Annotated in this window: 19 protein-coding genes and 3 pseudogenes; 17 read left to right on the plus strand and 5 right to left on the minus strand. The window is 56.6% G+C overall.

Going from position 1 to position 23,522, the window contains the following annotated elements; all coding sequences use genetic code 11:
* Nucleotides 1-48: 48 nt before the first annotated feature.
* The 3 genes and pseudogenes from AB3X99_RS19340 to AB3X99_RS19350 form a co-directional block, all read left to right on the plus strand.
* Nucleotides 49-1,413 (plus strand): annotated as a pseudogene (locus AB3X99_RS19340) (DUF2345 domain-containing protein); the annotation flags it as partial.
* A complete protein-coding gene (locus AB3X99_RS19345; protein WP_368617812.1) occupies nucleotides 1,391-2,392 on the plus strand; it encodes a hypothetical protein in 1,002 nt (333 codons plus the stop codon). The pseudogene AB3X99_RS19340 and the gene AB3X99_RS19345, both read left to right, overlap by 23 nt.
* Entirely contained in the window at nucleotides 2,367-2,957 is a 591-nt protein-coding gene (locus AB3X99_RS19350) for a hypothetical protein (RefSeq protein ID WP_368617813.1), read from the plus strand. Before AB3X99_RS19345 ends, AB3X99_RS19350 begins: the two co-directional genes overlap by 26 nt.
* A 627-nt stretch (nucleotides 2,958-3,584) precedes the next feature.
* On the opposite strand, the gene AB3X99_RS19355 is transcribed toward AB3X99_RS19350, so the two are convergent.
* Nucleotides 3,585-3,794 (minus strand): hypothetical protein, encoded by a 210-nt coding sequence (locus tag AB3X99_RS19355; protein WP_368617814.1) that lies wholly within the window; start codon nucleotides 3,792-3,794, stop codon nucleotides 3,585-3,587.
* A gap of 271 nt (nucleotides 3,795-4,065) precedes the next feature.
* Between AB3X99_RS19355 and AB3X99_RS19360 the strand changes: the two genes are divergently transcribed.
* Nucleotides 4,066-4,533 (plus strand): DUF6882 domain-containing protein, encoded by a 468-nt coding sequence (locus tag AB3X99_RS19360; protein WP_368617815.1) that lies wholly within the window; start codon nucleotides 4,066-4,068, stop codon nucleotides 4,531-4,533.
* A gap of 653 nt (nucleotides 4,534-5,186) precedes the next feature.
* Here the strand turns inward: AB3X99_RS19360 and AB3X99_RS19365 are convergent.
* A complete protein-coding gene (locus AB3X99_RS19365; RefSeq protein WP_368617816.1) occupies nucleotides 5,187-5,636 on the minus strand; it encodes a DUF805 domain-containing protein in 450 nt (149 codons plus the stop codon).
* 585 nt (nucleotides 5,637-6,221) lie between these two features.
* On the opposite strand from AB3X99_RS19365, the pseudogene AB3X99_RS19370 reads away from it, so the two are divergent.
* From AB3X99_RS19370 to AB3X99_RS19420, 11 genes and pseudogenes are all read left to right on the plus strand, one after another.
* Nucleotides 6,222-7,789: pseudogene (locus AB3X99_RS19370) on the plus strand (IS66 family transposase).
* An 86-nt stretch (nucleotides 7,790-7,875) separates the two neighbouring features.
* A complete protein-coding gene (locus AB3X99_RS19375; RefSeq protein ID WP_368617817.1) occupies nucleotides 7,876-8,193 on the plus strand; it encodes a VF_A0006 family four-cysteine protein in 318 nt (105 codons plus the stop codon).
* Nucleotides 8,194-9,548: 1,355 nt separating this feature from the next.
* On the plus strand, nucleotides 9,549-10,025 hold the full coding sequence (locus AB3X99_RS19380; protein WP_368617818.1) for a GNAT family N-acetyltransferase: 477 nt from the start codon (nucleotides 9,549-9,551) through the stop codon (nucleotides 10,023-10,025).
* Nucleotides 10,026-10,155: 130 nt separating this feature from the next.
* Nucleotides 10,156-10,668: a GNAT family N-acetyltransferase gene (locus AB3X99_RS19385; protein ID WP_368617819.1), complete on the plus strand. Its 513-nt coding sequence runs from the start codon at nucleotides 10,156-10,158 to the stop codon at nucleotides 10,666-10,668.
* Between the two features lie 93 nt (nucleotides 10,669-10,761).
* Nucleotides 10,762-11,298, plus strand: coding sequence for an N-acetyltransferase family protein (locus AB3X99_RS19390; RefSeq protein ID WP_368617820.1), 537 nt, complete (start codon nucleotides 10,762-10,764; stop codon nucleotides 11,296-11,298).
* A gap of 17 nt (nucleotides 11,299-11,315) precedes the next feature.
* Nucleotides 11,316-11,792 (plus strand): ASCH domain-containing protein, encoded by a 477-nt coding sequence (locus AB3X99_RS19395; protein WP_368617821.1) that lies wholly within the window; start codon nucleotides 11,316-11,318, stop codon nucleotides 11,790-11,792.
* Between the two features lie 225 nt (nucleotides 11,793-12,017).
* Nucleotides 12,018-12,392, plus strand: coding sequence for a hypothetical protein (locus tag AB3X99_RS19400; RefSeq protein WP_368617822.1), 375 nt, complete (start codon nucleotides 12,018-12,020; stop codon nucleotides 12,390-12,392).
* Between the two features lie 870 nt (nucleotides 12,393-13,262).
* Entirely contained in the window at nucleotides 13,263-14,303 is a 1,041-nt protein-coding gene (locus tag AB3X99_RS19405; protein WP_368617823.1) for a YncE family protein, read from the plus strand.
* Nucleotides 14,304-14,717: 414 nt separating this feature from the next.
* On the plus strand, nucleotides 14,718-15,329 hold the full coding sequence (locus AB3X99_RS19410; RefSeq protein WP_368617983.1) for a di-heme oxidoredictase family protein: 612 nt from the start codon (nucleotides 14,718-14,720) through the stop codon (nucleotides 15,327-15,329).
* Nucleotides 15,330-16,054: 725 nt separating this feature from the next.
* Nucleotides 16,055-16,708, plus strand: a complete 654-nt coding sequence (locus AB3X99_RS19415; protein ID WP_368617824.1) for an isochorismatase family protein — start codon at nucleotides 16,055-16,057, stop codon at nucleotides 16,706-16,708.
* Nucleotides 16,709-17,539: 831 nt separating this feature from the next.
* The gene (locus AB3X99_RS19420) at nucleotides 17,540-17,944 is read left to right on the plus strand and encodes an SRPBCC domain-containing protein (protein ID WP_368617825.1); all 405 of its coding nucleotides are present in this window, start codon (nucleotides 17,540-17,542) and stop codon (nucleotides 17,942-17,944) included.
* A gap of 139 nt (nucleotides 17,945-18,083) precedes the next feature.
* On the opposite strand, the gene AB3X99_RS19425 is transcribed toward AB3X99_RS19420, so the two are convergent.
* Nucleotides 18,084-18,428, minus strand: a complete 345-nt coding sequence (locus AB3X99_RS19425; protein ID WP_368617826.1) for a cupin domain-containing protein — start codon at nucleotides 18,426-18,428, stop codon at nucleotides 18,084-18,086.
* A 365-nt stretch (nucleotides 18,429-18,793) separates the two neighbouring features.
* Between AB3X99_RS19425 and AB3X99_RS19430 the strand changes: the two genes are divergently transcribed.
* Entirely contained in the window at nucleotides 18,794-21,733 is a 2,940-nt protein-coding gene (locus AB3X99_RS19430) for a GH92 family glycosyl hydrolase (RefSeq protein ID WP_368617827.1), read from the plus strand.
* Nucleotides 21,734-21,804: 71 nt separating this feature from the next.
* Nucleotides 21,805-21,939, plus strand: a pseudogene (locus tag AB3X99_RS19435) (RidA family protein); the annotation flags it as partial.
* A 176-nt stretch (nucleotides 21,940-22,115) separates the two neighbouring features.
* Here the strand turns inward: AB3X99_RS19435 and AB3X99_RS19440 are convergent.
* Nucleotides 22,116-22,403: a DUF1330 domain-containing protein gene (locus AB3X99_RS19440; protein ID WP_069262035.1), complete on the minus strand. Its 288-nt coding sequence runs from the start codon at nucleotides 22,401-22,403 to the stop codon at nucleotides 22,116-22,118.
* 141 nt (nucleotides 22,404-22,544) lie between these two features.
* A complete protein-coding gene (locus AB3X99_RS19445) occupies nucleotides 22,545-23,450 on the minus strand; it encodes a LysR family transcriptional regulator (RefSeq protein ID WP_368617828.1) in 906 nt (301 codons plus the stop codon).
* Between the last annotated feature and the right edge of the window lie 72 nt (nucleotides 23,451-23,522).

Here is a 23,522-nt window from a genome sequence, read left to right on the forward strand (position 1 = left end):
AAGCGGACATTCGGAGATACCGCCATCTATGTAGTCCGTCCCTCGGCCGACCGGCTCAACGACGGCGACGATCGAGCGTCGTGCTGGGTGCGGGTTGCCATGTCCGATACGGGCGCTGGATACGGCAGCGTGCACGTGCCACGGGTCGGCGAAGAAGTCCTGATCAACTGGGTTGACGGCGATTGTGACAGGCCCGTGGTTACAGGGAAGGTCTACAACGGCCAGACGCAACCGCACTGGCATTCCAACGGCTTACTCTCCGGCTACAAATCGAAGGAATATCAGGGCAGCGGCTATAACCAGATGGTGCTTGACGACTCGACGGGCCAGAACCGGCTTCAACTTTACTCGTCGAGCACGAATGCCCAGCTACAACTGGGTTACCTCATCGACCAGTCCGGCAACACGAGAGGGAGTTACCTGGGCAGCGGCTTTGACCTGAAGTCTGACGCATTTGGAGCAGTGCGCGCGGGTCAAGGCCTTTATGTCACCACCCACCCCGCGGCCAGCCAGCCGCTCGATGCTCGCGACTCCACTTCGCAGCTTGTGAATTCGAAAAGCGTGCTGGAGGCGATGTCAGGCGCCAGCACGGCACATCAGGCAGGAAGCCTGAACGACGGCTACGATTCACTCAAAATGTTCACGGACGCGACGCAGAACAGCGTATCCGGTCCATCATCGGGCGGAAAAACGGCGGGCGGTGGAACAGGCAACGCCAACGCATTCAAGGGACCAGTCATGCTGTTCGGTAGCCCGGCAGGCATCGCGCTGTCCACGCAGAAGTCTGTTCATATCGCGAGTGATGCCCAGACCAATCTCGTCAGCGGCCAGAGCACGCATATCGCAACCGGAAAATCGCTGATTGCAAGTGTTTCGGAGAGGCTGAGCCTCTTTGTGCAGAATGCGGGGATGAAGCTCTTTGCTGCGAAGGGCATGGTGGAAGTCCAGGCGCACTCGGACAACATCGAACTCACTGCTCAAAAAGCTGTAAAGCTGCTCTCAGTAACGGATAACATTGAGGCGGCGGCAAAGCAGGAAATCCTGTTGACATCTGGAGGTGCGTATATCCGCATCAAGGATGGAAACATCGAGATTCACGCACCCGGCAAGATTGACATCAAGGGCGGCCAGCATACATTCAGCGGCCCCACCGCGCAAGGGTACGTGCTGCCCGGATTGCCAAATTCTGGTGCGGCGTCTCGCTACCACGAGCAATTCCGTTTGCTCGACGATGATGAGACCACTCCGCTACCGCACACACGTTACGAGATTGAGAGTGAATCCGGTAAGAACTGGTCCGGGTACAGCGACGGTGAAGGACTGACTCAGCATGTTTATACGGACGAGCCAGAGAGCCTTTCTCTAACCATCTATAAGCTGGTGGACGATAATGACTCAACCGAAGAAGCATAAGCATCACATCCGACACGTGAAGCATGCATCGACAACATCTGCGAACGACAAATCGCTTGTCAAGGTTGTGATTCAGAACGATGCGGGCGAATGGGTTCGTCCGGCGACAGGCGATAAGTTCTATATCGACGCGATACCGAAATTCCCATCGATTTTTTTTGAGATCAAGACGGATGCCTCTCCGCCCTATCAATGGAAATGGACCATTGCGTGGGATGCGCAGGTTAGCGGTCTACGCGAAAGCGCGAAGCGCGGAAAGAAGTTAAAGACATTTACTGCTAATGGCACCTTCACGAGCAACGACAAGTCATGGCAGGCAAATCTCGACAACAAGATCGTTGGAGGTAAGTTGTCCGTCGAGGTCACGGCGGGTGGCTCGGAGTTCCGGCGCACTGTGTTCGTCTTAGGAAAGAATCCCACCAAAGAAGACGTGGTGGCCTTCGTGTCGACACTTCCCGACACCATCGGTTTCGACAAGGTCATCGATCAGGAGAGTCATTTCAAGCACTTCATTAACGCTGACAATGAACCTGTGGTCGCGGGCGATTCCGGCTATGGGCTAACACAGATGACTAATCCGGCGCCAAACTACGAACAAGTCTGGAACTGGAAGGAAAACGTTAAGGTCGGCGTGACGTTGTTCCAGGACAAGCAAGCAAAGGCAAAAGTGCTCCTCAAGGCGCATCCGTACACTCAGGAGCAGTTATCACGCGAGACTTTCGGGTTGTGGAACGGCAGCAAGTATTACGAATGGAACCCTCAAACGCAGGCATGGGACCGCAGTGGTGACATCATGTGCGACCCGTCCACCTCAAACATTGGTTGGGACATGTCAAATTCGGCAAACGCTGGGCAGACTTCCGATCAATTGCACGAACGCGACAAAGAAACTTACAAGAAAATGAAGGCTGGGCGTGATAAAGATCACGTCTGGCTCTACTCTGGGATTTGCTATGCGGATCACATTGCCGGGAATTAAACAGTTTACCTTTCTGGTGGCGTTAGGTGTAGGTAGCGCCAGCGCACTTGCGAAAGTTCCTCCACCCGCGCAAATTGACCTTGAAGGTGGTCGTTTGGTGCAACAGAAAGAGAACCGCCTTTTTACGGTCGACGCCGGGAAGCACAAGATATTGCCCATTCAAGTGCCAACTGCTCTCAGTCGAGCCCTTAAGAAGTCTTCGAGCATTGGCTTTCCGGCCGACCACTCGCGCTTGATAGACGGGAAGGAATACATTCTCATCGTTGTAAATCAGTCGTCTAGTACCAATCCCTCGGGGTACTGCGGTGCGGGTGAGGAAGGAACTCTCTACGCACTGGAATTGCACGGGAGTTCTGCGGTGCCGCGCTTTGCCTTGCAGGTACAGAGTTGTCTCAAAGATCTCGAATTGGCAAGTGATTCCAATCAAAAGTCGGAATACTTGGCAATTTCGTGGAAAGAGGCACCAGTAGGCATCCAGGTACGCTGGGACGTTTATGGAGACAAGAGTGATGTTTCGCGCTTCTACAAATACCAGGGCGGCCAGTTTATAGAGGCGACCCAGTGATTTTGCTGTGAGACGGACGCCATCTTGGGGTCGAGTAGCCGATGAAGTGTCTCCGGACACGGACTCAAATGCTGCAAGCTGGCACCAGTGTGTGTTTCGTGGGCTTAAGCGACTTTGGCGCAGTCCAATATCCACCTGGTGATTGCCGAGTGGCCGTTGTTGAGAGGGCTGCGGGTCCCCTATGGGTCGGTTATGCCTGTTCCATGAGACGTGGACCGGGGGCGAGCGGCGTGCCCGGTCGTGGGACGCAGTGCGGCCAGAAGGCGACGGTCGTGAGGGTCGGCTTTCGGATTGACTAGATGCGTATTCGGCTTAGCACGATGCATCCGAGCACCAACCCCACAAGGGACGCGATAAGTCCGCCAAGGACTGTGCTTTTCAAGGAAGCCAGGTTCACGTTTCCCTCGGCAGGGGTAACCAAAACTTCATTGCCCGCGCGCGCGAACAGCACAGCCTGATCTGGCATTCCGGAATCCGGGCCCGCTAGCCGCACCGTTAACTCAACTGGCGAGTGCTGCATTACGAAAGGGCATAGTGGAGGGAGGGGGTCGCAATTTTGCCGCTGCAAGCCGCCGTCCGGCTTTTCAAACTCAAGTCGGCTCTTACCACTCGGCAGATACCTTGCGGTTACGACATCTCTGGCGCCTTGGCGACAGCTTCAGCGTTTGGCATGTGCGTCAAGCTAATCGTGAAGATCACCAGCCATACGAGCGACATGCCGACAATCACGGCGCCCAAAAGAGTTTGACGGAAGCGGCGCGGCTCTAACTTGCGGCCCGTGTGGGCTTGAGATCCGGCCTGACTTGACGTTCCTGACTGAGGATCCGCTTGACTCATTGAAGCCTTCTCCTTTCGACGAAGTGCATCATCATCCCAGCGGCCAATTCTACATACGTGTCATCCGGGACGGCTGCGCCGACGACCGCTTTCGGGCGTCGAATCTGAGGAGGCGAATGTCGCTAGTGGGTCGGTTATGCCTGTTCCATGAGACGTGGGCCGGGGGCGAGCGGCGTGCCCGGTCGTGGGACGCAGTGCGGCCAATTTCGGCCGTTCGACACCGGTCTGCAGATCGTCGACAATGACGCCTCCTCAGACCAAACAAAGACCTGTGAAAGACGAAGAATTTGACGCGTTCGTGGAACGCACTCTGGCTGAACTCCGCACCAAGCAGACGGTTCTGTCTGATTCGTTCGGCATTGGAGGCAATGAGCGTTTCGTCGTGGATTTTTCGTCGTGTCTGCTGACATTCTTCGTCGGCGAAACTCCAACCGCCGAGGCCTCCATATTGCCTTTGGGAACGCATTCCCTCGACAAACAGCGCTTTCGTTGGTCATGGGCGGATGAGGGTCTGCCAATGGACGTTCGGGATGCGTCCAGAAAGACACAGGCTTTATATGACTTAACGGGCCTTGAGATTTTCAAACAAGCAACAATCCAATGCGACCAGACGATGGCATGGGAAATTGCCGCATTGTCATGTTCTGTTCTCGCAGCGGACGGCGCTTACCGAATCCCGAATGGATCGAACCAGCATTACGTCCTGATCCTCTCTGTCCGCCGGTTTCCTAATTCCTAGGATCGACTCGCGTATCCAAGGCAACCCATTACGCTAAAGAACGCAATTGCCGTCAGGAACAAGCCCAGCAAGAGGTGCACAAGGAGAAACTGGATAGGCGATTTGGATTTGTATATGACGCCGCCGCGAGTATGCGCCTTCTCTTCTGTCTGGTAAGCAGATATTGTCGCGAGTATTCCCGCGGCTGATGCGAGTAGGGTTCCAAGCCAGCCAAAGTGAATGGGGCTGGATACGTACACATAGCAGATCCCCCACGAGATTACGGCGAGCACGAGAAGAAGCCAAACCGATCTTTTCATGGGCTTGATAGTGTGCGTAAGGCGGCGCCATGCGGGAAGTTTTCGCCGGTCCATTCAGACGCGACTTATGCCTCGGCATGAGACGCGCGTCCAGTTGATTGTGCCATATCCCCGCGGATGTCCGAATTGGGTTTTCGCGACCGTCTCTTCAGGGTCGGTTATGCCTGTTGCATGAGTCGTGGGCCGGGGGCGAGCGGCGTGCCCGGTCGTGGGACGCAGTGCGGCCAGAATCGGCCGCTCAACATCTTGCCGAAGATTGTCGACAATCCGTAAGCTTCATACCCAATTTTCACCTTTGACTCGTCGCTTCCGTAACATGCAGCGATTTTCCGTTTGAGTCTATTCGACGGCGGATCAGTTGCCGCCATTAAGGAGCAGCAAGCGAGTTTGAAAGTAGGCAAGAAGAGCACAACGGCATACCGGAATTGCGACGAGTAACAGTATTAGTGCCGATGCAATCTTGAGAAAACTGGATGGGGGGCGAGCTGGACCAAAATCGTTTGTCCAGCGCTGCCCCGACAAGAAGCACAGTAGAGGGAGTACGACGACACCGATGATCGGGAACGCAAGTACCTTGACAGTCCAGCCTGGAAAGTTAAGGTCCATCAGACGCCTTGCCGATGCGCTGTAAAAAACACTGCCCATCGCTACACCCAGCGCAGAGACAAAGAAGTTCAGTTCACTAAGCCCGACGCGCCCTTTGGCGGCGAATTCGGTGCACGCGAGCGCGGTAAGCAGCGACCACACGATGACACTGAGCGACATGCACAGAAGATAGCTACCAGCGCCGAGACGACGGTTCATTTGGTCTAACGTCAATTATTGGAGATTCGCAGAGCACGTGTGCACTCAGCGCCACCCGGAATATCGGCTGGCTTTCGGAAATCTATAGGTTTGCCCCGGGGTGCTCCATGCCTGTTGCATGAGATGCGCACTGGCGACGATCATCGTCGTACTCGTCCGAGGGCGCCGGCAGGTTGAATCCACAGTCAGTTACGGGCATTCGAGGCTGATACTGGAATTGCCAACAAATGGGGCGACCTACCCGGGGGTCGCCGGCGTCATTTCCACTGGAAGGATGCTGCTAGCACGAACTGCGCGCGCGCATCGTGAGGCAACCATGAAAATCCGTTCCTAAGTCCGCGATCGCACGCATCGCAGCACTTGGAAATATCGACGTCTCGCCAGTATTCGGGGCGACACGCTTCGGCCCAGACACGCTCTAAAGCGGCCCGGTCATCGGATTCTAGCGAGAGGTGGTTCAATACAGCCGAATAAAATGTCCATGGCTTTTCCCAATCCGCGAACTCAATCGCAGCCCCTATGAGGTCAGACTTTGCCATGATGCAGGTGGTCTAGAAGTGTGGAGAACCGACGATACCACCCCCAATGGCTGCTTTCGGCACGATCACTGCCGAGGAACTGAAGGAGTTGCTCGCCGCACGCGACGCACTTGGTGCCGTTCAGCAGGAGCGTGACGAGCTGCGCGGCACGCTACGGCTGGTGACGGCGGAGCGGGATCTGGCGGAAGAGCGGTGCGAGCGTACAAGCGCGAGCTGTTTGGCGCGTCTAGCGAATCGCGCGAATCGGACTAGCTTGGCCTGTTCAATGAAGCCGAAGCGCTCACGGTCTCCGGCGGACAGCCCGCGCAGGAAGACACGGCGGATACGGCGGTGTCTGCCCACACACGCAAGAAGCGCGGCCGCAAGCCGCTCGATCCGCGCCTGCCGCGTGAGGTGGTCCGGCACGAGTTGCCCGAGTCCGAGCGCTTCTGTAGTCACGATGGCCACGCGCTCGTGGAAATCGGCGTTAAGACCAGCGAGCAACTCGACGTGATTCCAGAACAGATCCGCGTGATCCAGCATCAACGCGTCAAGTACGCATGTCCGTGTTGCGATCTGGGCATCAAGGTAACGCCGCCACCACCGCGAATCATTCCGCGCGGCCTGTTTACCGAATCGGCGCTGGCGTGGATCATCACCGGCAAATACCAGTTCGGCATACCAATCTATCGTCAGGCCGGGCTCTTGCGACGCTTCGGCGGCGACATCTCGTCGAACACGGTTGCCGTCAGCGTTGTGCGGGTTGGGCTTGCGACCCAGTCGGTGATCAACCTGATGCGCGATACGTTGCTCGAAGCAGATCTGATCTATGGCGACGAGACGACCTTCCAGGTGCTCAAGGAGCCTGGGCGCCGACCGCAAACAAAGAGCTGCGTCTGGGCGCAAATGAACGGTTCGGGACCACCCATCCGATTGTTCACTTACACGCCCGGTCGCGGTGCAAAACACGCCGCGCAGCTCTACGCCGGCGTCAAACCGGGCGCTGCGTTGATGACCGATGGATATGAGCTGTATAGCGGCATCGCGCACGACCATCAGCTCGTCCATCTTGGTTGTTGGGCTCATTCAAGGCGCGCGTTCGTCAAGGCGGAGGATACGGTGCCGAAAGCCGCTCGCACTCCGGACCTGCTGTCAAAGCGCTTCATCAACCTCATCGGCAAGCTGTTCGCGGCTGAGGCGCGAAGTGCGAAGTGGAACGCCGCTCGCCGGCTGCGATTACGCCGCCGTTATAGCGCCCGCGTGCTCGCCGTCATCGAGCAACTGTTGATTGAGCATCCGCCTGCCGTCGTGCCGGGTAGCATGCTGGGCAAAGCGCTGCAATATCTGAATCGGCAGTGGCACAAGCTGAGCCGCTACATTGAGAACGGCGACTATCCAATCTCGAACAACGCCTGTGAAAACGAGATCAGGCCGTTCGTGGTTGCACGCAAGGGCTTCCTGTTTGCTGATACTGTTGCTGGCGCACATGCGAGCGCGAATCTTTACTCGCTTGTCCAGTCGGCAAAAGCCAACGGTATCGATCCGTATCGGTACCTCGTCTGGCTGTTCGCGAAGTTGCCCTTGGCGAGCACCGCTGAAGACTATGCAGCGCTAACGCCGTGGAACATGACGTAAATCCCGATCAGCGCCCTTTGGTACACTGCCGCCAGGGCGGGGCCGGTGTCCACGCCGAGCGAACTCACACTGTAGAGAAGAAGCCCATGCTCAAGAATGTCACACGGACATGTATCCTACGGACGATATTAGGCCTGTTGAGCCTGCACATTATGCATCCAGCGTTGGCTGATGGCCCGTCATCCTATGACGACTGCATGCTCGTCGGTTTGCGCGACGCCCGCAGTCAGGTTGCATCGAACTATATCCAGCGCTCATGCTACGCACTGTATCGGAACAGCGAAATGCTGCTGCCGCGCGAGAAGGCGTACTACGAGTGCATACTGCAAAATATGCCCGGTGCCAGGGAGCAGTTCGCCATCATGCGGATCAATGCGATTTGCGAACGGCGCGGGCAGTTGTAAGTCCACGGCGACGCGAGATGATCACGACCGATTCACCCGATCGACACGCTGGATCTCCGGCACAACTGAACAGTTCGTCGCGAGCGGCTTCGTGCGTCGGTCGTCGCGTTTCTCGCCAATCACCGGCCGGCTCTTGAGGTCCTTGATCTCTGTCATCAGTGTCAGTGTGCAGGTGTCCACGCGGACACCTAGCTTCTGACCTTCTGCATCTCGACCGAAGGACGTCTTTTACTGACCGCTTACGGTCGTTAGACATACCGACGCGAAGAGTCGACAATTGAGTTTGATATGACGACGCAGGGGTTTACATCCGGCCAACAGCGCAGCCGGCCATCACAGGCTCCGACTGTGGATTTCCTGTGCCCATAGAATGATTCTGCGCAGACCGAGCGTAATGACCAACATTTGAGATACGGACAGTGTGGACTGAAAGAGCCGATTCGAAAGGTGCGCGCTGCTTCCAAACCGCTGTCACATGCCTCATTGCTGCGGCGTGGACCTACGGAGCGGTGAACGCCTATCTGACATCGCGAGCGTTCGAGAATGACTCGGCAGTTGTCGAGGGCCGCGTCCTACGGTTGGAGCCAGGCTCAAACGGTAATCTGAGTCCTCTCGTCGAGTATTCATACGGTGGCCGAAAGTACGAACGACTAATCCGAGACAAGGACGGCCGCTACAATCGCCACGCGTTGTTGAGCCTCAAGCTGCAAGTCCGACTAGTAAAATCATCGCCGGCCACCGCAATCGTCACTCGTTGGGAACGCCCTCCGATGGTTTGGCCAATGGCGCTGGGAGCCTTCATTTTATTAAATGTCGCTCTAGGCCTGACCGTAGCCATATGGCGGCGAAGGCGGTTAAGCCCGACGACATGCAAGTGACACTCGCCATAGCCGCACACGTTGAACGGCCGCTTTGGGGAAGTGCGAAGGACCGCTCCTGGTCGGTTATGCCTGTTGCATGAGTCGTGGGCCGGGGGCGAGCGGCGTGCCCGGTCGTGGGACGCAGTGCGGTCAATTTGAGCCGCTCGTGACGACTGCCTGAATCGCTAACAATTTCCGAATCGCTATTGACAGCTACGCTCCAGAACGGCAACTTCCGGTCATGAACTACGACGCGCGAAATTTCATGATGTGCACCATGACCGCCAATGGCGAGTCGTGGGAATCGTGACGTTCATACACCGTACACAGACTTCCTCAACGGCCCCGCCAGTCATGACGGGGCCGTGTCTTTTCCGCCGCTCCGAATTGCGTTGGCGCAAATAGGAGTGATTGCATGCAACACAGAGTACGTGTTTCCGTTCTTGGTGACATTGCCGACGTGCCGACTTCGCCGCTCGAACCGAGGAGCGCTGCATGCTGACGATACGAAAAGCCAACTGTGATGACGTGTTCGACTCGTGGGATATCCGTAAAACGTCGGTGCATGCTGCGTGCGCTAAACACTATCCCAAAGCAGCCCTTTCGGCGTGGGTTGACGGCACGCCGACCGACAAATGGGCCGGCGTTGTCGAATCTGACTTCTATGTTGCCGTCGATCAGGGATCGGTCGTCGGAACAGGGATGCTTACGCTCGAAAGCGGGCAAGTCGACGCGATCTTCGTCCGACCGTCTCATATGGGTCGCGGCATTGGACGCAAGATGCTGGATTTTCTTGAAGCGTTGGCCGCCGATCAAGGCCTTGGCGCAATGCGGCTCGATGCGACGCTGAACGCGGCCCCGTTCTATCGCAGTTGTGGTTGGTCAGGCGATTCGGCTTCGACGTACCGTACCGCGCGCGGACTGGAATTGGCGTGCGTGCCGATGACGAAGCTTGTCATCGTCGGCGGCTAATCGGCGCACTCCGTAGTGGGACGTAGTGCGGCCAAGAAGGCTTCGTGGCTCTGTAGTATTTTTTTCGGGGAAGAGAATCAGGTATCTTTCCTCTCGACTGACGAGCTAAACGACCCTTCCCGATATATTCATGCCTTTGGTCCAACTCAGTCGTGTAGTCCGCGCCGACGCTGCCGACTTAATCTCCGCCAATCGCGCGAATCAGGACTACCACCTACCGTGGGTCACCTCCTTCACGGACCAAGCGGGCTTTGATAACTGGTTTGCGCGGTGTCTAACTGGGCCAAACGTCGGTCTTGTGGCCCGAGAACAGTCTTCTGGGCAGATCGTCGGCGTCGTCAATATTAACGAAATTGTCGCGGGTGCTTTTCAAAGCGCTTATGTCGGCTACTACGGAATGTCGAGCTTTAGCCGGAAAGGGTTGATGACCGACGCGCTCGGAACCGCAGTTGACTACGCCTTCAATGACCTTGGACTGCATCGCCTCGAAGCAAACATACAGCCCGGAAACCAAACGTCGATAGCTTTGGTGCGCCGACTGGGATTTGAGAAAGAAGGCTTCTCACGACGCTATCTTCGCATCAACGGTGAATGGCGAGATCACGAGCGATGGGCGTTGCTTGCCGACATGGTAATCCACTAGCCCAATCTCTTTTCGCGACGTGTGCCACGAGCGGTCGCCGGTCTCGCCGCAAAAATCGGCGACAAATCGTGTCAATCATTCAAGGCACCGAGGATGCTAAAAATCATTTCGCTAACGCCTGCCGACTTCACGCGTTGGACAGAACATCTGAACCGGCAGATCGCTGAATCGGGGCGCGGCGGACGCCCCTTTTTCTCGCCTCTGGAAGCCGTTGACTTCGAATCACCTGACCGCCGCGCTCGCTTCGAAAAAGGTCTGACGACCGCTTTGCCTCAGCCGGCGTGGATGAGGGTGTGGGCGGTGGAAAGTTCCGATTCACGCTTCGTCGCACATCTTGACCTGACCGGCTCCAGCATACCGTCAGAGAAACATCGAGCTAGCCTCGGCATCGGCGTCGAGGAGAGCTTTTATCGGAGAGGCTTGGGGCGGCGGTTGATGCAGGGAGCCATTGAATTCGCTACGCGTAATGAAATCGAATGGATAGACCTATCTGTCTTCACCGACAACCACGCTGCGATCGGCCTCTATCAATCCTTGGGCTTTGAAGAAGTTGGACGACGCAATGACCGGTTTCGCATCTCGGGGCGCTCAGTTGACGACCTCACGATGACCCTACGGATCAAGAGCTAGATAACGGACAAGCGAGAATGGATAAGCGTGTACAGTCGTTAATCGACAGGTTGGCCGAACGGGACATACAGCTACCGCATGGTGACGTTCGAATTGGTGGCTTCGGTGACTCAAAAGCACTTTCAGATTCGCTCATCGGTCTTATTCTCACGGGCGCGAAGCATGGCACATCCAGCCTACTCTGGTCGTGGCAGTTCGACGGTGAGGAGGTTCCGAAGGTCGGAGATATCGAGATTGTGCTTGACTGGAGTGGTCGACCGACTCTGATTCGTCGAGCAACGAACGTGGAGATCATTCCGTTCGATTGCGTGCCCCCTGATTTCGCAGCAAGCGAAGGAGAAGGCGATCGCTCGCTGACGTATTGGCAACGGGAGCATTGGAGATTCTTCGTCGAAGAGTGCCAGCGAATCGGACGGACTGCCGATGTTGATAAATCCATGCCGATCGTGTGCGAACGATTCGAGGTTCTTTGTAAGCTATGGTGGCAACTTTAATATGGGAGCCTACAAGGCTCTCGAGAACGACTACGCGCGATTCGTTAATCGGGGTTATCAAGTAGATTTTGAACACACTCTAAGTGATTTCGATCCAGTGAACGGACGGCCTGCTTCAATCAGCGTCGACTATACTGTCAAGGATTCAACGGGGAACGTTTTGCGATCTTTCAATCAGAAATTTGATGATGCAGCAGGGCAAACTTACGTCAGAGGTGCGTATTGATGACAAATGATACGACAACCCCATTGGTCCTGGATGTGGCAAAGAGCGTTGTTTTGCTTATGCGTCAAATCGCACCAGCCTGGACGACAGCCTACTTGCGATTTTCGCTGCGAGACCATGTATCGCGGATTGCAAGCTCTTACGCGACTGCAGACGCGATCACGATCATCGAGGCCGGCAGGAACAAGGGAGCTTTTCGTGTCATCGGAGATCAAGGGCGACGGTTGCTGGAGTCGCTGGGGAAGGATCAGGGCACTTTCTTGTTCGTTGTTGATGCAAATCTCGACTACGATATCAAATTCGATTATGTCGATGAAAATCGATGGGAGATCAGCAAGCTGAATGGCGGAACTGGTATTCCAGAAGGGCTCTAGAAAACTGACTTGCGACTTCTGATTGGCTGCAAACGTTTTACCGACAACGTGATAGTCGCGGCTGTCCATGACAGGCTGGGTCATCGCTTGGAACCTTATCGCCAAACGGTTGCGCGCACTTCCTTGTCCTCAATGCCGGCAGCCGGCGATAAAACAACCATACTTCTTCATGCGAGATGCGAAGTGCCAACATTGCGGTCTTGCGCACCGCCTGCGATAGGAGTGCCTGCCGCCCGAATGTCCACTATGGATTAATCAGAATGTCGCTTCCGGGTCGGTTATGCCTGTTGCATAAGATGAGGACCGGGGACGAGAGGCGTGCCCGGTCGTGGGACGCAGTGCGGCCACTAAGCGTCATTCGCTTGTCTCGCGAGGTGGACAATTATGCGTCGCGTACGCCTCGGCTACCGGTCATTCGAGTTTATGCAATGCGAATGGAAGCTTCGCACGACACGCTAGCCGCCGCGACCGCCCCGCAATGCATGACTTCGGTTAACCGGAGATAGGTAAGAGGCCACGCCGTCAAGATTTGACGTTCGGTGGGGAGGCGACCCCTCCCGGTTAGTGCTGTTCGGCCATTGCGATGATTCGCAATTCGGTGCCGACGGCCACTCGGAGCGCGCGCCGGATACGTAAGCGTTCGCCGTTACTCGATACCGCCGTAACTGCTGCTGTCTGTACGTTAGCGCACGTAAGACCATATAGTTCGTTAAGCGTAAACGTTAATGCTTCTGTATGTAACGCGTTAACTATGCTTCCATCGTCACTCAGCTCCTATCTGAATTTGTTGGAATCCGTTTTTGGCAAATTTCTGGAAATTTGGCGCGACGGCGTATGCATATCAAATATCCGATGGACTGGGAGGGCAATATGAAGAAGATTGCGACTATCGGACTCTTTACGATTCTGTTGACCGCAAAAGCATTCGGTGGAAATTCGAATTCGCACGGCAACAGAATGGTCTTGCTTACTTACTGGGGAGACGACAAGATTGCCTTAGTCGATATTCAAGGGGATCCCGGGCACGAAGAGGTCTGGGCGATTGACACACTCAAAACCGCAGGCTGCGCGAAACCTTATGATATCCGTTCAAATCAGAAAGGCGACGAAGCCTACGTAAGTTGCAGTGGGTCCGACAAAATCGCGGTAGTAGATGTTCTCGCGCAGCAAGTGAAGTACACAGTAAAGACCGGACTTTCTCCTAGGGACTTGGCCCTGTTCAATTCAGATTCAAAACTACTAGTCGCAAACTCTGGCAGCGACACCGCAACTGTGGTCGATTTGAAGGCGCAAAAAAAGCTTTATGATTTCGATGTATCTTCTCAACCTTACGGCGTCGCCGTTACTAAAGATGGCAAAACGGCTCTCATAACAGGATGGGCCAGTGGCGATTTACACACCTTTCAATTGGGGGATTCATCTGCAAAAGAGATCGGTAAAGTTGATGTGGGCCTCCTGCCTTACACGGTCGTAATTCCGAATGATGGGGATAAGGCATATGTCGCAGCAAATGCTAGTCACGCAGTATCGATAGTCGATGTGCCCTCGACCAAATTACTCGCTCGGGTATCAGTCGGCAGAAACCCTTGGAGTCTAGCAGCGAGCCCGGATGGAAAACAGGTTTTGGTAACCAATAATCGATCAAATAACTTATCTCTGCTCAAGACCGGTTTGGCGCCGATGGCGGTTGGTAAGGAGCAGACGTTCATTGCTGCAGGAGCGCAGGAGCAACCGAACGGTGAAAGCGTTAATCGTGCCGCGAAGAATGCGTCCATCAGCTCAGACGGAAAAACCGGTGCTTTCACTGACCTGGCTAACAATCAACTCTGCATCGTGGACTTGGCATCCGGAAAAATAACGAAGGTTATAAATGTGGGAAAGGCGCCATATGGCATAGAATTCTTAAAATAAGAAGTAGACGTGGCGATCAGAGATATGAGACTGGCATTCGCATGGCACCGGCGAAGCGGCTACGTATTCTTAGTAAGCGTCTTAGCTGGCTTGCTTTCCTGTGAACCAAGTGGCAGAGGCGAGCCAGTGTACGCCAGAGGTTACTTTGGCGAGGCAATGTGCGGCTTGACAGAGGCGCAACGCGAGGCATTCGACAGAGGATCTCGACTTTTTGCGCAAAGTTGGAAAGCCCGTGCGAGCGGAATTTCAAACGCTATCAGTTGCGTCGCCTGCCACAGTGTGCCGGCTCCAGGCGGAGCCGGCATGAGTCTCAAGGCCTTAGTATCGACCACAGTGATAGCGGGTCAAACGCGAGTATTGCATAATCCTACCCCGTCGGATACACACATCGCTAAACGGAGAACACCGCCGTTGATGGGTATAGGGCTAATCGAAAATGCCGAAAATCTGAATAGCCTCGGTCACCGACGGCCTATCTTTGGACAACTTGCTGAGCGCACGACCCTTCGTTCGGTTGTTGCGCATGCTTTTGCTGCAGAACTTGGAGTATCGTCGATCGATGAGTGCGCGACTCAAATCGTTACAGATAAAAGCAAAAATTGTCGTGTGGATATCTCCGAGCGCGAATTAGAGGATGTAGTTAGCTTTGTTCGGTTTCTGGCCGCTCCTCCGCATCACGAACAACCGACAGCTGGATTGAGGCTGTTCGAAAAGAGCCAGTGTATTGCGTGTCATACAGCGACTTTTAACACTGGGAGGGACGCGCCGCCCCCCCTTCGGAGCCAAATTGTGACCGCATATACAGACCTTCGGGTACATGATATTGGATCTGGACTGAAAATTCGCACTAGTCCGCTGTGGGGATTAAATTCTTTCGGTCCTCCCTATATGCATGACGCGTCCGCCGATACAATTATCGATGCAATCTCACGCCATCTGGGTGAGGCCACTGAATCTCGAAGCCTCTTTTTCAACCTTTCGTCTAGTGATCAACGAACTTTAATTGCGTGGTTGAAAGGACTGTGAGTCGTATGGCGAGGCAATGAGGTCAATTAAAAAGAAAAGATCGACACAGCAAGGGGCGTTTATAACAGAGAAAAACGCTTAATTTCTTATTGTCGATCTACGTATTGCAGTGCCACAGAGAGTTGGGCCGGCCGCGTAGGTTTGCATTCTTGGTCGGTGCAGCGACGCCGCAAGTTGAAGCGACTACGTTCGCGAAGCACTCTGCAAATGCGTGGTCCACTGCTCTGCTGGAGGGATCGTCGCAGGAGGGTTGCAGAGCCAGCGGCGGTCTGTTGTGCGCACAAAGCGGCCATAGAGTTGAGAGACGACGGCCGACCGTTGCGGGTCGAGCTGAGCCGTCCACGGCCGGCGGCGGTCGGGCCATGAAGCGACGCTCGCCCGACAGTGACGGATGGCAGAAACTCGCCGCGTTTCGGCCATTTGCCCCTTTCAAAGACGGTCCGCAAATTGAGTTCATGTGCGGCGGCCATTATCGACCGTCGCGACCTCGCTACGCCGGCTTGCCGTGACCCTGGAATAAACCACGTCGACGTTTCATAACGCTCGAGTCTCGTCATTTTCGGCGTCCTTCGCTCAACCTGCGGCTCCAACGCAAAAGTAGGCGCGATGAACTAAAACGTAGACGTGGTTGCTCAGGCGGCGTTGTTGACCCAACGTTGAAGTTCCGCTCCGACAAAGCCGTTCTGACGCACGCGTCCCGTCATCCGTTCACTGGAGTGCGCATTATGAACTACGATCCCGCCGACACCGCGGTGGTGTTCACCGATCCACAAAACGACGTACTCAGCCCAAACGGGAAGAACTGGGGCGTCCTGGGCACAAGCGTGACGGAAAACCGGACCGTCGAAAATATGCTGGCAATCTTCAAGGCGGCGAAAACGGGAAAGTTCAGTGTTTTCATCTCCCCCCATTACTTCTATCCGACTGACCGTCGATGGCAATTTAATGGCCCGCTCGAGGCGGGCGAGTTCGAGACGGGAACGTTCGCACGCACAGGAGCGCTAAACCTGAGCGGGTTCGAAAAATCGGGTGCCGACTGGCTGGAAGAATTCAAGCCGTTCATCGACGATGGCGAAACTATCGTCGTGAGCCCACACAAGGTTTTCGGTCCACAGACCAACGACCTTACGCTGCAACTTCGGAAGCACAATGTGCAGAAAGTCGTACTGGGCGGCATGCTGGCCAACATGTGTGTCGAGGCTCATCTGCGCGATCTGATCGAGCAGGGTTTCGAGGTAGCCGTCGTCGCCGATGCCACAGCTGGGCCCCGCCATCCGACGTGGGGCGACGGTTATAGAGCCGCGCTGGTCAACTACGCGTTTCTCGCACATGCCGTCGTCACGACGCAGGACGTCGTGAAAGCCATGACGCAAAAATAGTTTCGATAGCGTTCTGGCCCTGCTGACATCGGCCTTTTCCGACGGCACATTTAATCGCAGCCACCGGTCACCTGGGCGAACGAAAGGGGCGGTTCGGCTGAAGCAACCAACCTCCGACCAGATTCGCGAGGCGTTCCATGGACTAATATCGACTGAACCCCCGATTAGAGCTACTCGAGGGGCCATTCTCGAAAGAGCAGGTTTTTGTCGAGTATCCAGCCGGAACAGACCGTTTGAGAGCGTTTTGGTGGAACTGGTTGAATCCCGTCCGGCCTATCTTGAACGGGTCATTTCTTGGCTTGTCACCTTGGCGTCGGAGCAACGGTTGGGTGACTGCGATGAAGCTATACGGACAGCTGAGAGCGAATTCGGGGAATCGAATTCATGAGCTCTGTTGATGGTTAGTCCATACGAGCTGCACCTGCAAGGGAGCAACGTGCGAACGGGAGACGTTCGCGGTGCGCTTTGCTCCCTAGTGAAACAGTTCACACGGCGCGCATCGAGTTTGTTGTCGTTTTAATAGTTATTGGCGATTGACTGGTGAAATCGATTGCGTGGAGGTATTTAGAAGAGTGTCGGGGACCTGGTTGCGGACGCAATGGTTTATGACGGAGATCGAAAACCGGCTCCAATCGGATACATCCCATACTTGACCTGGACGCATAGTGAGTTCTTGCGATGCAGCGCAAGCACTATTTGACCCTTTGCAATGGTGCTGGTGTAACGCCCACGGGGCGGGCTTTCCGCACACTCAGAGTGGCTGCATCCGTTCGAGCAGTATTGGGAGCAGCGCCTCGATGCACTCACTGAAATACTCGGCAAGGACACGCAATGACAGAACCCGGACTCATCCAGCTCACTCGCTTCATTCCGCACTCGCCGGCCAAGGTCTGGACTGCACTGACCGACCCTGCGATTCACGCCAGATGGTGGGCTGCTGGCGATGTGCGCGCGGTTGTCGGGCATCGCTTCATGCTGGATATGGGACCGTGGGGCCTGCAGCCCTGCGAGGTCGTCGCCGTCGAGCATGAACGGCTGTTGTACTATTCGTTCGCACCCGGCACGCTGAACACGACGATCACCTGGCGGCTCGAACCCGAAGGAAGCGGTACCCGCCTGTCACTCGAGCACAAGGGCTTCGACCTCGATTCGCCGCTCGGCAAGGCAGCCTTCCAGGGCATGGGCAAAGGATGGCCGGAGGTGATTCAGCGGCTTCAGGACGTTCTGGGCGTATGAGGCGCGATGGCGCGGGCGTTTGCCGCTAGTGCAGCGCCCATTATTGCCGCTGCGTATTACCTGGTAGTCCTACCAGCGACTTCGATTTGCCGGACAGGCCTGAGGCATCGATTGCCCCGCCGTTCGAACGGCAATGAAGTCACCCTTCGCGGGGTGCGTCACAGCGGATCGTCTTGGCATTGGCCCTTTCCACCGTCAGGTTGATCGAGCGTGCACCGGCCGGGCGCGTGCGGTGGCGCACGCCTGCGGGGATGGTCAGCAACTGACCCGCGCGCAACTCCGTTGTCCCTTCTTCAAAGTCAATGAGCAATACGCCCTCGATTCCGATGAACGTCTCATCGGAGTCGGGATGAAAATGCCAGAAGTACGGCACCTCCATCGCGCTGACATGAATGTCGTGATCGTTGACCGTCGTGACGACCTCATTGCGATAACCGTCGCGTAGGGCAGTCGTCATGGCCAGAAAGTCAGTAGGTTCAATCATGTGCTCGCTCCTGCCTTTGGGGTTGATGAGAACGCCACGCATCGAGTGTTCCTGCCACCGTTCCGGCACTTTTAGCGAAGATGCGCGGTTGCGTGAAAATATGACACGCCTGAACTCAGTCGTCGTCGCATGTGAACATGCTCCTGCATGTTGGACCGATTATGCGCAGCGACTAACACGTGAAGTTGCGTCATGAATTCACTTGTTTAGTAATTTCTGATAAACACAAAACGCCAACAGATAATCAATTGACGCGATTCAAATGTCTCGTATAGCATGACTTCCAGCCAGATACCACATGCCACATGGATAAACAGGATAACTAAACAAAACCAGATACGCGTAGTGATACTCAGGAGACAGCCATGATAGATTTACGCCGTCTTGCGGCCGCCACGATCATCATTGGTTCTTTGGCGGGTTGTGGAGGAGATAGTCCAGGCCAGTCCGGCTCCGCCGCTGTCGCGGCTGACCAGCTTAAGGCAGCAGCTCAGGTTAGTTCCAGTACCGGCTCCAGCAGTGCGAACGCGGCTGTCGCTGCCGCCGAGCAAATTCCCGTTTCCGATCATGGCACCATGCAATTGACGCGGTATGTCATCCCGCTGATCGGCACGTTGGCCAGCAACTCTCCCAACCCCGTGCCAGCAGGGCAGGCTGGCAGTGTCGTACCCGCGGCGGGCCTGCCGAACGGCATGGTGCAGTGGGCACCCGATACGAATACCACCTCGGCTCCCTCGAACAGCGCGGAGCCCGGTTCGCCGGCCGGTTACTACTACGACATCGGCTCGATCCAGAGTTTCAGTCTCACACATATGAGCGGTGCCGGTTGTTCGGGAAATGACGGCGAATTCCCCGTCATGCCGACGCTCGATGCCACCAGGCCGCTCGCGCAGACGTTTAGCCATACCAACGAGAAGTCGGTAGCGGGCGCCTATGCGGTACTGCTCGATAACCAGGTGAAGGTCGAGTTGACTGCAACCCTGCGTACCGGCTTTGGCCGCTTCACGTATCCTGACAATCAGCCTTCGACGCTCGTGCTCAACACGACGTATACAAACACGCAGACGAGCGTAGCCGGTTCGGTCGCGCAGGTCGACGCGAGAACCATTTCGGGCAGTACCACGGGAGGCCACTTTTGCGGTAATTCAACGAATGTTCCGGTGTACTTTTATGCGGAGTTCAGTCAGCCATTTGTAAAGACATCATCCTTTAACAATGGCGTTGCCGTGATGAATTTCGGAAAAGGCGCCACAGTATTGATGAAAATCGGCATTTCATATGTGAGCGTCGCAAACGCCAAAAATAATCTCCAGGCAGAAAATCCTTCATGGGATTTTGATGGCGTCAAGAAGGTTGCCGATGCGATATGGAATCAGCGCCTCAACACCATTCAGGTGAGCAGTAGCGATACCACGGCGTTGACGAAGTTCTACACGGCCTTCTATCACGCATCATGGGCACCGAGCGTATTCAGCGATGTGAATGGCCAATATATCGGCTTCGACCAGAAGGTCCATCAGGTCAGCGCTGGCCATGCTGCGCAGTACACCAGCTTTTCGGGTTGGGACATCTATCGTTCGCTGATACCGCTCAAAGCCACGCTGTTTCCTGAGGAAACGAGCGATATGGCGCAGTCGCTCGTCAACGATGCGGATCAGTGCGGGGCCATTCCACATTGGGTGAATGACAACGTCGAAGACGGCGTGATGCCGGGCGACGCCGGCTCGATTATCGTGGCGGGCGCGTATGCCTTCGGTGCGCGCAAGTTCGATACGGCGGGCGCCTTGAGGCATATGATCCAGATGGCCAACATTCCCGGCACCGCCTGCAACGGCGTGACGACCAACGGCGGGCGCGCCAGCTATCTACAGTTCGGCTACATCACGAACGGTGAATGGGGGCAGGCTTCGTCCACGCTGGAGTACGGCAGCAGCGATTTCGCGATCTCACAGTTTGCCGGAGCACTGGGCAACACGGCGATCCAGAAAATGCTGCGTAGCCGCTCGGGCTACTGGCAGAACCTGCTCAACACTTCCCTGACGCCGCCTCTTATTGCCGGACGCAACTCCGACGGCACGTGGATTCCGGAGAACCAGGGCAGCACCGACAACTACGTGGAGGGCAACGCTGAGCAGTACACATGGATGGTGCCGTTCAACCCGACTGGCTTGTTCGCGCAATTGGGCGGAAATACGCCGGTGGTGTCGCGGCTGAACACGTTCTTTACCGTGCTGAATGCGGGGACGACGCTGCCCAACTTCTATATGGGCAACGAGCCGACCTTCGAGGTGCCCTGGCTGTATAACTGGGCGGGTTCGCCATCGGGCACGCAGAATGTCGTCCAGCAGATCATGGCGAGCGCCTTTGGCACGGGGCCGAACGGTTTGCCCGGCAATGACGACCTGGGCGCCGTGTCGGGCTGGTATGTGTGGGGCGCGCTGGGCCTTTATCCGGAGATCCCGGGCGTCGGGGGCTTTGCGATCGGCAGCCCGCAATTCTCCTCGATCGTCGTTCATCTCGGCAACGGCAAGACGTTGCGCATCAATGCACCCGGCGCGCCCAGCGCGAATTATGTGCAGGGGCTCACCGTCAATGGCAGCGCTCACAATCGTTCCTGGCTGGACGTTGACGCACTCGCCAATGGCGCGACGCTGAACTTTGCGATGGGTTCGTCACCTTCGCAGTGGGGCGCGAACCCGGCCGATGCGCCTCCGTCCTACGGGGTGCCGGTCGCGCGCAACGTGGCGGATGCTTTCAACAACCACGGCATCAGCGCCGACGGCAGCACCGACACCGACGGCCTCGGTTCGGATTTCGACGGCTCTCTGTTCAGCTACTCGTCGACTGCATTGGCTGCGGCCGGCGCCGCGCCGGGCAAGCCGTTCGTTGTCGGCGGAGCAAGCTTCGTTCTGTCGAATGGACCGCTCGATAACGCGGTGGCGGTAGGACAGACGATTGCGATGCCGCCCGGCACGACCGGTCACTCGCTGGTTCTGCTGGGTTCGGCCAACAACGGCCCAGGCTCGGGAGCCGCGCTCGTGACCTATACAGACGGGACGACCACGCCGTTCACGCTCGCCCTTGACGACTGGACTCTCAATGGAGGCAGCGCGGCGCCGGTGGACCCGATCGCGTTGACCACCGGGTATCGCAATGGCGGCAACGGTTCGACCGACGGCGTCAAGACTTATCTGTTTGCGCAGTCGGTGCCGCTGACACCCGGCAAGCTGGTGGCGAGCGTGACATTGCCAAGGCAGTCCAGCGAAGGCAAGTTGCACGTGTTCGGTATCGCGGCAGCGCCTTGAATACGTTGGGCGTCGCGCAGGCGGCGCCCAACGTGAATCTTCCAGATGTCTGGTCGCCGTTCGGTGCGTTACAGGTGCGCAAGGTTCTCGAGAATATTCGCGACGTGCTGGCGGCGATGGGTGGGCAAATGACTGACGTGATTTCGCTCGTTTACTACGCGACGGCTACTGACGCTTTCGTGGCAGGCGCAGCGAAGAATTCATTTCGAATGTCTCCAGCCCGCGGAGACCGCAATGTGGCGGCTCGTGCAACGCTATACAGGGCGAGGTCCTTTCGCCAGACGCACGCACGAGACGGGCAACGACATCGGAATCCGCGAACGAGGGCAGCTCATCGCGATGGCAGGCGAGCGCATGCACATCGATGGTTACGTCGAGATTGTCACACGCCTTCGACAAGAACGGCGCGATAGCGCGCGCCCTTGAAGCGGTGCTGCGCGGCTTCCTGATACGCCGGGCTGTCGTACCACGCACGCGCAGCCTCAGTCGACGGAAACTCTACTATCACGACACCCTCGGGCGCTTCGCCCTCGAGAACCTGCTGTGGTCCGTAGGCAGCGAGAATCTTGACCGGATGACCTTTGAAGGTCGCACCCACATTGCTTTGGTAGATATCGAGCTCACTCTGATCCTGCGTGCTTTCCTTCGTGAAGACAATATAGGTCGCCATCGTGTCGCTCCTCAGGTTGTGTGAAGGTCCGCACGATGATGCCATGAAATCGTATCGGGCCTCGATACGCCGTGTCGGCACAGATGTCGTCCCATCACGGGTCGAGAGAGCCGCCGGATCGACGGCGCCTTAGTGTCATTTTCACGGCGACACTCCAAACAGCTGAAGAACCACGCCACGCAGCCAGCGATTCCCGGCCTCGTGATGATACCGGGCATGCCAATGTTGCCGGACGGCGAAACCATCCACGGGAATCGGGCACGAATGGACTGCCAGATCGTTGGCCTGCGCCAGGGTTTCGCCAATGTGGCGAGGCAGCGTGGCAATCAGATCGGTTGTCTGGACGATCGTGCCGAGCCCCAGGAACCCGGGCAGCTGCAGCACGACGTCACGCTCGACCCGCTCGCGCGCCAGCGCCTGTTCGAGCAATTGCGCACCCGTGCCCGATTCGATCGCGACGTGTCCCTCCGAGCGGTACTGCTTCAAATCGAGCCGCGCGCGAACGCGCGGATGGTGCCGATTCGTCAGACACACCCAATTCTGTTGATAAAGCTGTTGCTGGTAGATGCCGCCGCTTAGCCAGGGCACATAGCCGATAGCCAGATCGGCTTCGCCCGACTCCAGCGCCCGTTCCGTGTTGCCGTCGATTCCCGCTGCCTCGAGCCGGATGCCGGGCGCCTGGGCGCGTACGTGCGCGAGCAGTCTCGGCAGCAGCGTGATGTGGCTCGCGTCCGTCATGCAGATGCGAAAGCGCCGCTGCGCGGTCGCCGGATCGAACGTGATCTCCCACGCGGCGAAGCGCCTGAGCGATTCGAGAATCTCGCGGCAAGGCCCGATCAGCGCATCGGCCTGCGGGGTCGGCGCCATGCCGCCGGGGGTGCGGATGAAAAGCGGGTCCTGCAGATACTCACGCAGGCGCCCGAGCCAGATGCTGATGGTGGGTTGGCTTTGCCCCAGTTGCCCGGCAACGCGCGTGACGCTGCGCGCGTCATACAGAAGGTCGAACAGCTGTAGCAGCTTCAGATCAGGCAAATCGGTCGGCATCATGGCGTAGCGAGCATTATTGTCTGGTGCAATGACGTCATTGTAGTCATTGCATTGTCGATATGAGCGGCGACT

The sequence above is a fragment of the Paraburkholderia sp. BR10882 genome, assembly GCF_040948855.1.
Taxonomy (GTDB): domain Bacteria; phylum Pseudomonadota; class Gammaproteobacteria; order Burkholderiales; family Burkholderiaceae; genus Paraburkholderia; species Paraburkholderia nodosa_A.

Bases quoted from the DNA above. Each gene is read 5' to 3' on its own strand.
- AB3X99_RS19345 (WP_368617812.1), top strand. From the start codon at position 1,391: ATGACTCAACCGAAGAAGCATAAGCATCACATCCGACACGTGAAGCAT.
- AB3X99_RS19350 (WP_368617813.1), top strand. From the start codon at position 2,367: ATGCGGATCACATTGCCGGGAATTAAACAGTTTACCTTTCTGGTGGCG.
- AB3X99_RS19355 (WP_368617814.1), bottom strand. From the start codon at position 3,794: ATGAGTCAAGCGGATCCTCAGTCAGGAACGTCAAGTCAGGCCGGATCT.
- AB3X99_RS19365 (WP_368617816.1), bottom strand. From the start codon at position 5,636: ATGAACCGTCGTCTCGGCGCTGGTAGCTATCTTCTGTGCATGTCGCTC.
- AB3X99_RS19375 (WP_368617817.1), top strand. From the start codon at position 7,876: ATGCTCAAGAATGTCACACGGACATGTATCCTACGGACGATATTAGGC.
- AB3X99_RS19380 (WP_368617818.1), top strand. From the start codon at position 9,549: ATGCTGACGATACGAAAAGCCAACTGTGATGACGTGTTCGACTCGTGG.
- AB3X99_RS19385 (WP_368617819.1), top strand. From the start codon at position 10,156: ATGCCTTTGGTCCAACTCAGTCGTGTAGTCCGCGCCGACGCTGCCGAC.
- AB3X99_RS19390 (WP_368617820.1), top strand. From the start codon at position 10,762: ATGCTAAAAATCATTTCGCTAACGCCTGCCGACTTCACGCGTTGGACA.
- AB3X99_RS19395 (WP_368617821.1), top strand. From the start codon at position 11,316: ATGGATAAGCGTGTACAGTCGTTAATCGACAGGTTGGCCGAACGGGAC.
- AB3X99_RS19400 (WP_368617822.1), top strand. From the start codon at position 12,018: ATGACAAATGATACGACAACCCCATTGGTCCTGGATGTGGCAAAGAGC.
- AB3X99_RS19405 (WP_368617823.1), top strand. From the start codon at position 13,263: ATGAAGAAGATTGCGACTATCGGACTCTTTACGATTCTGTTGACCGCA.
- AB3X99_RS19410 (WP_368617983.1), top strand. From the start codon at position 14,718: ATGGGTATAGGGCTAATCGAAAATGCCGAAAATCTGAATAGCCTCGGT.
- AB3X99_RS19415 (WP_368617824.1), top strand. From the start codon at position 16,055: ATGAACTACGATCCCGCCGACACCGCGGTGGTGTTCACCGATCCACAA.
- AB3X99_RS19420 (WP_368617825.1), top strand. From the start codon at position 17,540: ATGACAGAACCCGGACTCATCCAGCTCACTCGCTTCATTCCGCACTCG.
- AB3X99_RS19425 (WP_368617826.1), bottom strand. From the start codon at position 18,428: ATGATTGAACCTACTGACTTTCTGGCCATGACGACTGCCCTACGCGAC.
- AB3X99_RS19430 (WP_368617827.1), top strand. From the start codon at position 18,794: ATGATAGATTTACGCCGTCTTGCGGCCGCCACGATCATCATTGGTTCT.
- AB3X99_RS19440 (WP_069262035.1), bottom strand. From the start codon at position 22,403: ATGGCGACCTATATTGTCTTCACGAAGGAAAGCACGCAGGATCAGAGT.
- AB3X99_RS19445 (WP_368617828.1), bottom strand. From the start codon at position 23,450: ATGATGCCGACCGATTTGCCTGATCTGAAGCTGCTACAGCTGTTCGAC.